Below are 14,086 nucleotides of genomic sequence, written 5' to 3' on the forward strand. Positions count from 1 at the left end.
TTCCTTCGGCCGGTTTCGTCGTCGGTTTAGAGGCCCGACGGCAGATCGCGGCGCGGCCGCCTCGCGAACAGAGCAAGAGGAACCGTCGATGGCTGCATTCGATCCCTATCACGTCTGGCTGGGAATTCCTCCAAAAGATCAGCCGCCTGACTACTATCGGCTGTTGGGGATCAGTCTGTTCGAATCGGACCCCGACATCATCGAAAAGGCCGCGGATCGCCAGACGATCTTCGTTCGCCAGTTTCTCGCGGGCGAACATGCCGAGGAAGCTTCGCGGCTGCTTCAGGAAATCAACGCCGCGAAAATCGTACTGTTGAATCCCGAATCGAAAGCGGCTTACGACGCCCAACTTTCGCAGGCGGGGATAAGCATCGATGCCGACAGGCCTTTGGTGCGGCGGCGTTCGCCGGTCCGCTCGCTGCTCGGAGTGGTGACCTATTTGTGGACCCATCCGAATGTGACGGCCTCGCTGGCTGCGGTCATCATTTTGATCGTGGCGGCGGTGCTGGTGATACCCGCGATTCAAGGCCCTGCGATGCCGGGCATGACGGCGACCAATCCGTCGACCGATACCGGCGGTTCAGAAGGCGGACAGGCACCGGCGACGCCGCGCGAAGGGAACGCGCCCGGCGATGCAGGTGCGACGCCGAACACCGGCAGCACGGCGGTTGCCGGGGAATCGTCGGGGGAAGCTTCGCAGCTACCAAGCGGATCGGCAGCGGGAACCGAGAACGGCGGCACGCCCGAATCGGGTGTCCCGACCGAATCGGGCCCGCCGTCAGTCGTTCCTACCCCCGGCGGAACATTACCCGGCGGCCTGAATTTACCGCCCGTGCCGGGCGTCGATCCGGCGCACGATTTCGATCGGCCGGGAATGATCGGCCGGATGGTCGTCGGCTCGACCGACGCCGGGGTCGTGTTGCGGTATCAACCGGGAAACAGCTTCAACGAAAGCATCGTGAAGCAGTGTCTCCGGCAGTTCGGACTACCCGAGACGGATGAACGCCGGTTGCAACTTGAAGCGATCGTTCGCGTTTCCAGGACGACGACCGCCCTGGTCCAGCTCGTCGGTGACGGGTCGGTCGATACGGTTTCGGCGGTATATCTCGACGGTGCATTACTGGCCCAAGCCGGATCGCAGTACGGCGCAGCGAACGCGTCTCGTCGCGTCTTTACGCAGGGCGACCATTATTTGCAGTGGATGTTGGCCGGTAGCGACTTCGGTAGTCAGCAGCAGTTGACGATCCGGGCGTTGGAGTCGCCTTCGGCCTTGCCTGAAGAAACACCACCCGATGCGTCGGCGGGCGAATCGCCGGAAGATGGTTCCGGAGCCCTGATAGCGATCGTGTACGACAACGTGCTGCTGGCCAAGATGCACGAGGCGGCGACGATCGGTCGCGTCGAGATCGCGCCGGGCTTTTCGTTGTTGACCCCCGAGCAACTCGCCCAAGGCACGGCCGGACAACCGACCGAGACCGAACCGGCCTCACCTGAGGAAGTCGTCGCCGGCGGCAAGCAACCCGTGCCCGATTTGGCCGCAATCGACGCGGCGCGGTTGGACATCCACGGCGTATTCGAGAAGGAATATCGCGACGCCCGCAGTTCGACCGAGGCCCGCGCCCTGCTCGCCCGGACGCTGTTGAAGGAAGCGGCCGAAACCGGTGACAATCCCGCGGTCCGTTATACGTTGTACGACGAAGCCCGCACGCTGGCCGTCGACGGGGAAGCGCCGTCGTTGGCGATCGAGGCGGTCGATTCGATGGGGCTGTACTTCGATGTCGACACCTGGCAGTTGCACGTCGAGACGGTCGAGCAATTGGCCAAAGAGGTCGGTGCGACCAAGGCCCGGGACGAACTTGTGCAATTGGTCGATCGGTTGATCGACTCGGCGATCGACGCCGATCGTTACGACGTCGTGCCGCCTTTGGTCAAAGCGGGCGCGATGACGGCGACGAAGCTGCGCGACCTGGCATTGCGGGACTATCTCGAAGCAAAACAAGAGCGGGCGAAGCAGATCGAGCAAGCCTATCTGCAAGCCAAGGCGGCGCTGGCGCAATTGGTCGAATCGCCCGACGATCCGAACGCCAATACAATTGCCGGTGCCTTCTATTGTTTCGCCAAGCGCCAATGGACACGCGGCTTGCCGATGCTCGTCAAAGGCGACAACGCCATGATGAAGACGGTCGCTCAGGCCGATCTCGCCAAGCCCACGTCGCCTCGATCGCAACTTCAACTCGCGGACGATTGGTGGGCGCTTGCCGATACGTTGGAAGAACCGCTGAAAAGCGGCGCGCGACGACGGGCCGGTTGGTGGTACATCTTGGCCGGACCGCAGTTGCGCGGTGAAGAACTCGAACGCGCCCGCGAAAGAGCCGTCGAATCGGGACGCATTATCGACCTCCTCGACTTGGCGATGAAGCGAAAGGCCCTGATGTTGGGCAGTTGGCAGCGGGTAGGCGGATTGGTTTCGTCACTGGAACCCGCGCCGCGCGTCCAATTCAACGTGTTCGCGCCGGATCGCTACCGGCTGGATTTGGTGATCGAGCCGCTGGCGGCCGCCGGCAAAGAAGAAGATCGCGAAAAGCTCCCCGGTCGGGAAGGATTCATCGTCGGCTTGCCGTGGCGAAACTATTGGTTTACTGCGGTACTCGATTGGAGCTTGGGCCGGCAGGGGAATGCGGCATTCTTGGCGTTGTACGACGGCAAGGGCCCCGATTCGTCGAATCCGACATTTCGACCGAACAAGCTGCTGCGCTCGAAACGTCCGAACTATGTAAGTTATGAGGTGACTGCCGACGGCGTCACCGTCATGGTCAACCGCATTCCGATCATCCAATACACCGATTCATACGACCATTTGAAGATGCCGCCGGAATGGGCCGTTCCCGGCAAGCGGCGCATCTTCATCGGCACCCGCTTTTGTTCCTACCGTATTACCAAGGCCGACCTGATCGACCTCGACGATTGAACTGCTTTCGGGGGGCGGTCGTCCGGCCGTCGGCAGAGCCGAATTTGCGGCCTGTACCCGATGTATTCCCGCCTCGCACGTTGCGACGTGCGTTTTTTGCGAAACTGCCCGTGATTGTGTCGGGTTGAAACCGACAGACGGGTGATTGCATGCTATTTCCTTCCAGGGGCACGGAACAGAGAGGACCCACCTGATGCGTTCCCGTTTTGCGCTAGTCGTCTCGATTGTGGTTGTGGTCGCCGGTGTGGCGGCCTTCCGCATGTTCGCCCAGAACACCGAAGCCTCGCGCCAAGTGTTCACAGTGCCCGAGCCGTTTACCGAGGCCGAAGTCGAGCTTCGCGAATCTTTCTTGGAAAAATATTGCTTGGCGCACGATCGCGGTGATGTTTCGGCAGTCATGGAATTGGCCTACACGGCCGGAGCGACCGACGAGGTCGTCGCCGCCTACCGTGCGCGATTCCAAGACATTCTCGACCACGAGTTGATCGGTGCCGAGGCGACTCCCTTGGTCGCCCCCGAGCAGGTCGCCGCCCGCGTCGCCGCGCTGGGTTACACGCCGAACATGAAGCCCTACGCCGCCCTCGAGATCATCGTGATCGACGGAGACGAACCGAGGACCGATTTGTTTCTGTTGGGGTTCGCCGACGGCGGTTACCGGATCGCGCTCCCCGCCGCCAACGTACAACCCCGCTGATCGCCGCGGCGGTTCCGATGCGAATCGGCGTCGAACGTGCGCGCATTCGGCACGGTCACGTTACTGGTGATAAGTGTCGGTGGCGCCGCGATCCTGCAATGATTCGCCTTCTTCCAGCATCAACAGGCGATAATGATAACCTGCCGAAACGACGATCTCGCGAAAGGTAGGCCACACGTCGAACGAATCGGACCAAAGGCCTACTTGCAGAATGATTCCGCGAGGACGGCCCTGGCATTGTCGAAGCCGTTGCAGAATTTGACCGGCGTTTGCTTTGGTGATGGGAATACCGCGATCGGGGCGCGGCGTGACGGTCGTCGCGAGCAAACCATCCGACAAGATGATGAAGTCTGCGGTGTTCAATCCGACGGGATATCCGTTTACGTACCGGTGCCACACGTACAGGCGATCGTAACGAATGATCAATGCAATGCTGCCGCGGATTTCGCCTGATTTGTCGCGCTCGCCCGGCAGAGCGACGGCCGATTGGCTTGCGCCTAGGGTATCTTTCACTTTTTCGCGCGCGTCGGCGACCGCCTTTTGTTTTTCCTCCAATTCCTGCTCGAGGGCGCTACGCTCGGCATTCATCTGCGCGATCTCGGTACGAAGTTGATCGATCTCGTCCGTGCGCGCGGCGATGTCGGTCTGGAGAATGCGTTCCCGTTCGAGCAATTCCGCGTATGCTTGCCAACGTTCTCGTATTTCGGCGGGCAGCCCTTCGGCCGCCTCGTTCAGCCGGGCCATGTCTTCACGCAGCATCTCTTGCTTTTCGCGCAAGCGGTCGCGCTCTTGTTGCAACACGACCGCCTGTTGTTGTTCCAGAAGCTGTTTCTCTTTTGACTCGACGGAATTGCGCGTGAGCACGGCCAGCAAGATCGTAATCAGCACGATCCCGCCGAAGGTGTTGCAGATCGTATCGAGCATCAGCTCGAAGCTGTCGCCGACGCCGGCACGTTTCACGATGACTTCTCCCGCGTTACGGTTGAACGGGCGGTGCGAAAGAGACTTGCATCGATTCGCCGATCGGCTCGAAGCCGTGCGGCACGCCGGATTCCCGAAGCTTTTCGTTGAGATTCCATCCGTAGTCCTGCATCGAGGGTCGGATCAACAGAAACACATAGCTTTGCCGGGACAACGACTCGATCCAGTCCAGGGCTTTCCTGAATCGCTCGCCGGGCGAACCGGTGAATGAAAAATGTTCGACTGCGTTGCCCGCCTGGTCGAGCCGAGTGACGATCCACACGTCGTTGCCCATGTCGAGTACGTAGCGGACGTGCGTTTCGAAGCCCGCGACGTTGAACACGGTCAACTCGCCGCTGCTGAAGCGGGCGACCAGGCCGTTGAGCTTGCGCAGCTCGGCGTCGAGGTCTTTGAGTTCTTGTTGGGCGGCTTCGGCGAACCGGCCGGTTTGAAGGGCGATTTCTTGGTGTTCCTGCCGCAAGGAGGCGACCTCTGCGATCAGTTCTTCGAGTCGGCTTTCCAGGTTTTCGACCCGCTGCGCGAGCTGTTCGATTTGTTCGGCGTCGATCGTTTGGATGTTGCCTTGGGCTTCGGCGAGCCGGCTGATCTGGGCTTCTTGGGCTTCGATTTCGCGTTCGAGTTCGGCGATCTCTTGCCGCAAAGCCTCGATGTCGATCGTCGCCGTCTGCTGCGCCTGCACGGACGTTTGGAACAACTTCAACGCCAACAGCAGCGCGACGAACAGCAGGATCCCCATCACCGAGGTGATGATGTCTTGGAACGAAAACAGGCTGACGCTCGGTCCGCTTCGTCTACGCATGGCTGTCGGATGTGACCTCGTCGAAGATCAGTCGCAGGCGGCCGACGACGTGTCGGCTGCAATATTCCGAGCACGCTTCGAGGAATTCGTATTCGGCCTTTTTCAACACGGTGATCGCCAGTTGAATGACCAGCGCGCAAACCAGCGCCAGCAAGGTCGTATCGAAGGCCGTACCCAAGCCGCCGGTCACCTGGCGCAACCCGTTGGTCAGGCTCGCCATGTCGCCGCCTTGCGCCAGCACTTGGCTGAACGAGCCGATCGACTGCGACAGACCGAGCACCGTCCCGATGAAACCCAATACGGGAATCGCCCACACAAAACCTTGAACCAGGCTGTAACTGGTTTCGAGTGCGTCTTCGTCCTGCTCGGCGGCGGAGCGAAGGATACGATCGACGTCGCCCACTTGACCGAGGTTGCGCAGGTTCGACAAGGCGCCCAGGATTCGGTTGTAGAGGATGAAGTTCCGCGGTTCGTCCGCCGCCGCAAACACGTGATCCACGACCTGATCGACCGTCAACGGCGAGAGGACGAAATCGGGCGAATCGGGCACGACGGGATAGCGCAGTGCTTTTCGCTGAAACACCAACTTGCGCCACTTGATGAACAGCAGCACCAAGGACCACACGGCCAGATATGTGGTGGCGTACTGCGTCGGCCCGCGGTGAAGCAAGATGTCGGCCCAAGGAACCCAATCGGCGGGTGCCAGGGTCAACGCTCCGAACAGAAGTCCCGTCAAGATCGCGGCCACCAGGGCCGAAAACATCGCATTGACGCGGGTGAATCGCCCGCCGCGAATCCCGAAACGTTGCTCGGGATCGTGCCGGTGCCACTGCAATGCAGCTTCGACCGACTGGCCGGGCTCAGAAACGTATGGCGAAAACTCGAACATGATTTCTCCGAATTCGAATCTTGAAGTTCGAGCGGATGTGTTCGGCCGAACGAACGCCTCTCACGATGATGCCTAATTTCCAGCGCCGGCGGCCAGCACGATGATCAATAAAAGCAGCAGTAAGAGCATCCAGAATACACAAATTATGCCGGAGATGGTCCAAAACACTCGCCAATGGCGAAACAAGTCGTTGAATTGCCGCCACGTGGCGAACGTTTGAACCGAGGCGATCACGCCCACGGCGCGGAACAACGAAAGGACCGCGATCAACATCGCCACGTGGCCGATCGTGGCCATGATGGCGCCGAAACGCTCGGGAGGGTTCTCGCTTGCCACGATCCCGGCGATGCAGATCAGCAGGCCGACGCCGGAGATCAAGGCCAACCCGATGCCGGTGATCAACGACCACGTGCTGCACTGCGAAAGGAGCACTTTGGTTTCGGGAGGGAGCTCGAACAATTCGCCGAGATGGGCCTCGGACCGCGTCGGCAAATCGGGGCCGGTCACGACGTTTCGGCGTTTCTTGGAATTCGTTTTCGACTCTTTGCGGTTCGTATCGGCCGCGGGCAAGTATTTGGCCAATGCCGTGGCGTGAAGCGGTGTCCAAGACTCCATGCCGGCGCACCACACGTGGTTCTTGGCCGTCAGCGCGCCGGAGGCGATCAGGGAACGTATCTGAGATTCGGGCACCGGGCCGAACTCTTGCGCGTCGATTTCGTAGTACCACTTGGTTTCGTCGGCCGTTTGCGGAGGTTTGTCGCCGCTCGACGCCGATTCGGCGGCCGGTTCGGGATCGGGTTCCGGCGTCGGATCGGGCGGAAACAGCTCGGCCAGGTTGCCCGCGGCACACCATCCGTTGCCGTCCTTCGAGACGGGATGCGAACGGGTCAGTTGGCCGCGATCGATCAGTTGTTTCACCTGGTCGAACCGCAACGGCCCCAAGGCCTTGCCGCGAACCTGGACGTAGTACACCGAATTGGTGGCTTCGCTCATCGTTCACCTCGTGTCGGAATCGAACAATCGATCGGGTTGGAACATGACGGCGATCAGGAACCGGTCGGCGTCTCGAAAATGAACACGGGCATCCCGCTGGGCAGTCGCGGGACCGACCATTCGATTGCCCCGTCTTCGCCGATACGGGCGATCCGACGGGCGTAGCGGATGTCGGACGTCTTGCCCGAGAACGGGAACACGATCAGCGACGTACCCGCCGCGGGCTGCGGGGCGTCCGGATCGAATTGCACATGCAACGAGCGCTCCTTGTCCGTGTAGACGAATCCGATCCATCGCAACATCGGCAGCGGACGGCTTGCAGCGGCTGTTTGCTCGGCCATGGCTTTTTCGAAGGCTGCAAGTTCTTCCTCGGAAGGCAGGAATTTCGCCTCGCGCGATTCCGGCTCGAGTTCGGTTTGAAACTCGTACGCACCCGTCGATTTGTCTTTCTCGCGCTCAACCCGACGGATGAAACGTGTGAACACTTCCTCGGCCGGTTTGCGAATGAAGTCGCCCTCGTCGCCCAGCGACTCGATCGTGTGTACGAACAATCGGCCGAACAACAAATCGTTGATCGGCGGCGGAGACGGCACCTCGCCTGTGGAATTCGGCCTCGGCGTCTGCCACGGATCGTCGGGTTTCGTCCAGTGAACGATTCGCTCACGCTGAAACTCGACCATCAAACGAAGAATTCGGCCGATGTCGGCTTCGAAGGTCGGCGACGCTGCGTCAAGGTCTTCGATCGCCGCGGTCACCTTCCGGGCCAATACGCTTTGACCGGACGGCCCGTAATAGATTACGTCGCCCAGCTTGAGAACAGCGTCGACTTTTTTCTTCTCCTGGTCTTCTTCCACCGGTTCACCGAACCACGCGTCGTAGGGGTCCTGCATTTCGATGCCCACGAGCTGTTCGGGATTGGAAGGGCTGCCCGACAGGTTCCAGAGGTAGGCGACTCGCTCGAAGCGTGTACCGGTCGCCGTCTCCAGCCAGCGGCAACAATTCAGAGGCGGTTTGTCCCACGTCGTTCTCAATTTCCGGATGACGGCGTCACGTTTCGCTATGGACTGCACATAGGGCACGAGGCTGCCGGGAATGTCGATATCGGCGATATCCGGCGGTACGGTGCGATCTTCGAGCTGCGCCGCCAACGCCTTGGCCTGTTCGACCGAAAGAGTGCGGCACCAGGCGTTCCATTCGCGGGCGAGGTCGTTCCAATCGTCGACGCCGTCCCACGGCAACATCTGCAACGCCGTCTTGCAATCGGCCGAAACGGCATCGTTTTTAGCGGCCGCTCGTTCCAACATCCGCTCGTATTCGAATCGATCCCCGACGGCCGCGGTCAAAGGTTCGAGCCAGGCACGAAACTTTTGGAATTCGTCGAACCGTTCTTTGACCAGGTCGATGCGCGGCAACAGCGCCTTCGCCGCGGCGGATTGCGTTTCGGGAACGGCGGGGTCGCTCAACAACGCTTCGATCTTCGACCGCAGCACCGAAAAATCGTTTTCGCTGAGCGTCGCCAGGTCGGCCGTTTCGAGTTTGCGGATTTCTTCCTGTAGATCGTGGAAGGCCGTTTGCCAAGCGGCGCGGGCTTCACGTTCCAATTCGGCCTTCACTTCGCCGAGACGACTTTTCAGTTTGAGGACGACCGCTGTTTCTTCGTTCGAAACGGCAAGGGCTTCGAGCTGCTCGATCGGGGCCGATGCCGGATCGCGATCGGCAATCGCCTTTTCGATTCGGCTCTCGAGGGCTTCGAATTGACGCCGCCGCCCTTCTTCTTCGGCGCAGGCGGTGTCCAGCTCGGCGACGGCCGCCTGAACTTGCGGATGGCCGGCCAGTTCCGGTTTTTCGTTCCGCAGACGTTCGACATACTCTTGCGCCGCGTCGAAATTGCGCTCTTGGATGAACGTGCGGATGGTTGCGATCACGTCGCTGCGCTGGCGGCGTTCGGTCACCTGCATGACGACGAAGAAGACGGTGGCGACCAGGACAGTCGCCGCTGCGCCGACCAGTGCCAACTTGAATTGGTAGCCGCGGCGGGCCTCGGTCTCGCGTTCTCGACACGCCAAGGCATAGCGACGGCGCAATTCGACGGGAAGTTCGCGGCCCGTGCGCGTAGCCAACTGATACAGCTTGTTCAGCTCTTCGAGGGAAGCCTCGCGGTCGATCGCCGTTTCCAGTGCCCGCACGGCGCGGCGTTCCTCCTGGAGACGGTGTTGTTCATCGCGTTGTTGTGCGGTCCATTCGCGGGCGGGAAGGACCTCGCGCGACACCGAGGCGTCGTCGCCGACGCCGAGTTCGCTTCGTAGATCGTCGAACTCGACGAGCAACGATTCGGTTTCGTCGACATCTCCTTTTGCGTACGCTTCGTGAATTCTTTTCGCCAGTTCGTGCAATCGTTCTTTCTTGTCCCGCAGACGCAGCTTTGTCAGCTCCTTTTCGGCGAGGGCGGTCAGTTTGGAAGGCGGCGCCTTCGCCCAATCGAACGAATTCAGCTCTTCGTACAAACGTTCGAGTGCGTCGCGGTCGCCGTTCTTCACCGCGGCCTGGATTTCGCGGCCGATTTCTTCGTGACGTGCCGACTCGAAGGCGTGCAGGTCTTCCTGCCAGGCAAGATTGAGAGGATCCGCCTGAACGAGCTGACGTAGACATTCGATCCGTTTGACCAGCGGCGCCCGCACGATATTCAAGTAGCACCATTGTCGGCGCAACGCCTCGGCACCGGCGGACGATTGGTAGATCTCTTGCAAGATATCCAAGTGGGAGACCTGCAAGGACGGCGGCGCGGTCAGACCGAGTAGCCGGCAGAGATCGATCCAGGTTTCCCGCTCCGGAAAGTCGAGCAGCGTCATCAGGTCGATCAACCGCGGATCGTGTTCGGCCAGCCGCAACGCCTCGGCGGTCTCTCCCTTGCGTACAAGATCGAGACATTCCGAGATGCGGTTTTGGACCGTTCGACAAAGCTCGACGTATTCTTCGGCCAAGGTCGCCATGCGATCACTGTCGACGTCGGCCGGCGATGCGACCGCCGCGCGAATGTCGTCGATGACGTGCTGATACGTGCGTGTGCTCATGTCTCTTTCGTTTCGACTTGTCGCATCGCGTTGCGCGGTTCCGAATGGAAACCGCCAAAGTCATTCGGCTTTGAATTGAATCTCTGGGAACGTGACTATTTCGGTTATTTCGCGGCCTTGCGGTCCGGACGGCACCGTCACTTTGATCTTCTCTAGTGTCGCACTTCCCTCGAGTGTAACGGTCCCGTTCCGGAACATCTCGTACTCTTTCTTGGGAACGGTGATTTCCAGCACCAGCCCTTGTAGTTCCATCTTGACGGTCACGCTCAATGAGTCACCATCCTGATTGGATTTCGGCTTGAGGCTTCCGCGCCCCGGCTTCCCTTTCGTCAACTTGATTCCGTTTTGTGCGTCCAACCGGAACGTCGAATCGGTTGCCCCGGATAGCGGGGAAATTTCCAGCGTACTAACGGTCACACTCTCGAAATCCGTCCAGTTGACATTTTCCCCGTCAGGGGGGAAAGAAAATTCGAGCACGATTTTTTGTTGGTTTGGATTGCTTTTGTCCTCTTTTCGCAGGGTGACTACTTGCTTAGAAAACGCGTCGCTTGGCTTAGGAAACGCGTCGCTTTGGCAGAAGATCGCATATTGCCCGTCCCCTAATCGCACGAGATCGCCGGTCTCCGGTCCGTTCCCGCCTTTCGTGCCGCCGTCGGCGGAAATCAATTCGAAGACCCGATGCTGCGCGGACGACGTGACCAACTGTCGCCAGACGACCCGTTTGTTCAGATCGACCAGAATCGGGCCGGATGATCTCCTGGGCGGATCGTTCGGTTGCTCAGCCGGTGGTTTGCGATTTTCGTCGGGCAGCCCTTCCCGCGGCGTGTTGCCGGCCGTTTCCCCTTGGTCGACGGGCGGCACAGGCTTTGACCCTTTGGGGTTGGACGATTTCTGCTTGCCCGAGTTGTCGCCGGGCGGCCCTTCCTGGGACGGTGGAGCGGCGTTTTCCCCGCCCTCACCAGCACGTTGCTCGCCCGGGTCGGGATCGTGTGGTGTCGGCTGCTCAGGATCGTGTGATGTCGGTGGGGCGGAATCGCCTTGTGTCTGCGATTCGTTCCGGGGCGACGCCTCTTCGGAAGTTTCCGAGTTTCCCGTGGTCGCTTCGGTATTCGTGGGCGACTTGGCGGGCTGGTCGTTTCCGGGGCCGGGTTCGCGACGTGTCGCAGCGGCCGGCGTATCCTTGCCTCCGCCTGCGGCGAGCAAGAAAGGCGCCCCCGAAAAAGCAACGCCCAAGGCCATCCCGACGCCCAGCACGAGTAGGAAGCCTGCGACCATCAGGACCAACGACCATGCCGACGAGCGTCTTTCCCGTGTGACCGGCGTTGGCGTAATGGACATGGGGGCTTCGACCGCCGTATGCCGGGCGGGAGGACGCGACGGTTCCTTGAAGCTGGGCGGCGGCGGCGATCCCGGCCGTGGAACATCGTTGACGATCGGCGCCTGCGGTTCGCTGACGGGCGCGATCGCGGGCCTGGGGGCGGCGGAAGGTTTCGCCGGTGCCAACATGCGGCCTTCCCTCGCAGCGACGACCGACGGCGTGGGCTCGGGAACGGGCTGCGGCGCAAGCAGGTTGATCACCAGACAATGGCGGCGATGCACGGCCGCTTCGGCCGCGGGCGTGCCCTCGATGCACACCTTCCACGGTACCTCGAGTTCGGGCGGAAACTGGTCACAAAAATAGGTCGTGAAACCGACCTTCCAACGCCGATCGGGCGGCAACAGGGCCAGGGCTTCGGCGATCAGCGCAAGCGTATCCATCTGCGGTGCGGCGATGATATAGGCGGTCGGATTCTTCGCTGCGAGGGCCGTTTCGGCCAGCAGGCCCGCCCAACCGGCGTCTCCGGCAAGGGCTTCCCACCGGCGGCACGGTTGCGGATCGACGTCGCCGTGAGGCAGCGGTCGTGCGCCGTTGAGGAGGCCGACTTGGCCGTCCCATTGCCTTTCAAAAACGCCCGGCTGCATTGCCAACCAGGCGGGGCCGCCCGGCGGAAGCTCTTGCGGGGTGAGCACGAGATGATGCGCGAACTTGTTCGTGCGGCCGGAATAGTCTCGCCCCGCGTCGCATACCCGCGACAGCACGTGCCACACGCTGCCGCTGTGCCGCAACAGTACGTGGTTGTACGCAACAGGGTTGTTGCCGTTCGCATCGGGCGGGAAGATGTGCGAGTAGGCGCTCAGTCGCTCCAGTTGCCGCTCGATGTCGATCGGCAAGCCGCGGGTCGCCTTCACCGTACAAAAACCGCTGCCGCGAAGCCCTTTAGGTGCCGAGGTATGCCAGAGTTCGTAGCTCACGTGTGTTTGTCCCCCTTGTGACCGTTACGATTCGGAACGCGGTTACCCATCGCGCCGTTCAATGTGCGGGAGAGTTCCGGGGAGCGGGCGGCGTTGCCATGCGAGCGGCTTCTTTCGCCTGCCCGATGATGCCCCGCTCCCACTTGGCCAGGTAGTAGAGCATCGGAACTTCCGTCCAGATCGGCGATAAGTCTTTGGGGCGAAACCCCCAACGGTCCTCGTCTTCGGCGCGACGCGGGACGCAGCCTGTGGCCGATACCGGAACGTACACCACGCGATCGCAAAGGTCCTCGGCGGTGTTGACGATTTCCGGCGTCAAGCGGCACAACAGGTCGCGGACTTGGTCCGACACCCGCTCGACCTTTTCGACCGTCACTCCGCACAACCCGGCCTTTTCCACATAACGCCACGGCGGATCGAGAGGTTCGTCGATCAAGTGCCGCCAGGTATCGCACTTGGTGACGACGACGATCAACGGCGGACGGTCTTCTTTGCGGGTGTGTTTCGTGCTACGAATGATCCGTTGTGCGGCCTCGCTGAGTACGGTCTCTTGCCGCATCGCCACCCGCCGGTGATGGATCGCCGAGGCCGGATCGCCGTTGCTTGCGGCCTGCAACGCGCGCGAGAAACGCACATCCTGCGTGGGATCGAACAAAAACATGAACAAGTCCGACGCACTCAGGTGGCGCGTGACCGGCTGTTGGCCCGTTTCTTGACCGGGCAGAAAACTTTCGCCCGCGTTGTCGTAGATCGAAATCAGTCGCCCCAACGATTGCATCGCCGCAGCGTTCGGATGAGTGCGCAGCGGCTTGAGCGTGAACAAGAACGGTTTCAGGTATTGAACCGATCGGCTGCCGAAGAGCACGCTGCTGTAGTGCTCGCCGAAGGTTTCCGTCTTCGGAAGTTCGACCAAGTCCTCCTCGTTTTGGTTCAAGAACAACAACGTCTCGTACTCGTTGAGACGCTGGTTGATCATCGGGTCGGCATCGGCGAACGCGACGTGAAAATGCCGGCTCAGAACGTTTCGCAGCATCCACGCTTGCGAGGTGATGAAATACGACTTCCCGCACGCGGGCGCACCGATGATAGAAACGATCCGCGGCGCCAGCTCGATACATCCTCGCGGAATCTCGAGGTGGCAGTTCGGGCAGGCGGTCTTGTTGCAGGGCATCCCTTTCGGATCGATCGCCTCGCAATTCGGTGTGAAACGACTGGGGCGAAAACGCCGCTGGTAGTCGTTCCCCAAGCGGGGATCGCCGAGCAGGTCCGGATGCTCGGTGATGAACAGGATGTCGTACACCGGAAACGTGTGCCAGCAGTGCGGACAAAGAATCGTCTGCCGTACCTTGTAACGCTTTTTCGAGTTGCTTGTGCTCATAAGCCTGCCGTCGTTGTCGAG

9 protein-coding genes are annotated in these 14,086 nt (G+C 60.9%); 2 read left to right on the forward strand and 7 right to left on the reverse strand.

Annotated features, from left to right (window positions below):
* Nucleotides 1-88: 88 nt before the first annotated feature.
* Together ACYQ2I_RS17640 and ACYQ2I_RS17645 are read left to right on the forward strand one after the other, a co-directional pair.
* Nucleotides 89-2,968, forward strand: coding sequence for a hypothetical protein (locus ACYQ2I_RS17640; RefSeq protein WP_460168350.1), 2,880 nt, complete (start codon nucleotides 89-91; stop codon nucleotides 2,966-2,968).
* 193 nt (nucleotides 2,969-3,161) lie between these two features.
* Nucleotides 3,162-3,662 carry a hypothetical protein gene (locus ACYQ2I_RS17645; RefSeq protein WP_460168351.1) on the forward strand — a complete coding sequence of 167 codons (501 nt, stop codon included), beginning with the start codon at nucleotides 3,162-3,164 and terminating at the stop codon, nucleotides 3,660-3,662.
* 60 nt (nucleotides 3,663-3,722) lie between these two features.
* Here the strand turns inward: ACYQ2I_RS17645 and ACYQ2I_RS17650 are convergent, their stop codons facing one another.
* From ACYQ2I_RS17650 to ACYQ2I_RS17680, 7 genes are all read right to left on the reverse strand, one after another.
* Nucleotides 3,723-4,622, reverse strand: a complete 900-nt coding sequence (locus ACYQ2I_RS17650; protein WP_460168352.1) for a hypothetical protein — start codon at nucleotides 4,620-4,622, stop codon at nucleotides 3,723-3,725.
* Nucleotides 4,623-4,638: 16 nt separating this feature from the next.
* The gene (locus ACYQ2I_RS17655) at nucleotides 4,639-5,442 is read right to left on the reverse strand and encodes a zinc ribbon domain-containing protein (RefSeq protein WP_460168353.1); all 804 of its coding nucleotides are present in this window, start codon (nucleotides 5,440-5,442) and stop codon (nucleotides 4,639-4,641) included.
* Nucleotides 5,435-6,331, reverse strand: coding sequence for a MotA/TolQ/ExbB proton channel family protein (locus tag ACYQ2I_RS17660; RefSeq protein ID WP_460168354.1), 897 nt, complete (start codon nucleotides 6,329-6,331; stop codon nucleotides 5,435-5,437). Before ACYQ2I_RS17660 ends, ACYQ2I_RS17655 begins: the two co-directional genes overlap by 8 nt.
* Before the next feature lie 72 nt (nucleotides 6,332-6,403).
* Nucleotides 6,404-7,324 (reverse strand): DUF4339 domain-containing protein, encoded by a 921-nt coding sequence (locus tag ACYQ2I_RS17665; RefSeq protein ID WP_460168355.1) that lies wholly within the window; start codon nucleotides 7,322-7,324, stop codon nucleotides 6,404-6,406.
* 53 nt (nucleotides 7,325-7,377) lie between these two features.
* Nucleotides 7,378-10,395, reverse strand: a complete 3,018-nt coding sequence (locus ACYQ2I_RS17670; protein ID WP_460168356.1) for a coiled-coil domain-containing protein — start codon at nucleotides 10,393-10,395, stop codon at nucleotides 7,378-7,380.
* Between the two features lie 60 nt (nucleotides 10,396-10,455).
* On the reverse strand, nucleotides 10,456-12,687 hold the full coding sequence (locus ACYQ2I_RS17675) for a GAP1-N2 domain-containing protein (protein ID WP_460168357.1): 2,232 nt from the start codon (nucleotides 12,685-12,687) through the stop codon (nucleotides 10,456-10,458).
* Nucleotides 12,688-12,745: 58 nt separating this feature from the next.
* Nucleotides 12,746-14,065 carry a DUF2254 domain-containing protein gene (locus tag ACYQ2I_RS17680; RefSeq protein ID WP_460168358.1) on the reverse strand — a complete coding sequence of 440 codons (1,320 nt, stop codon included), beginning with the start codon at nucleotides 14,063-14,065 and terminating at the stop codon, nucleotides 12,746-12,748.
* Between the last annotated feature and the right edge of the window lie 21 nt (nucleotides 14,066-14,086).

Source organism: Thermostilla marina, assembly GCF_054657455.1.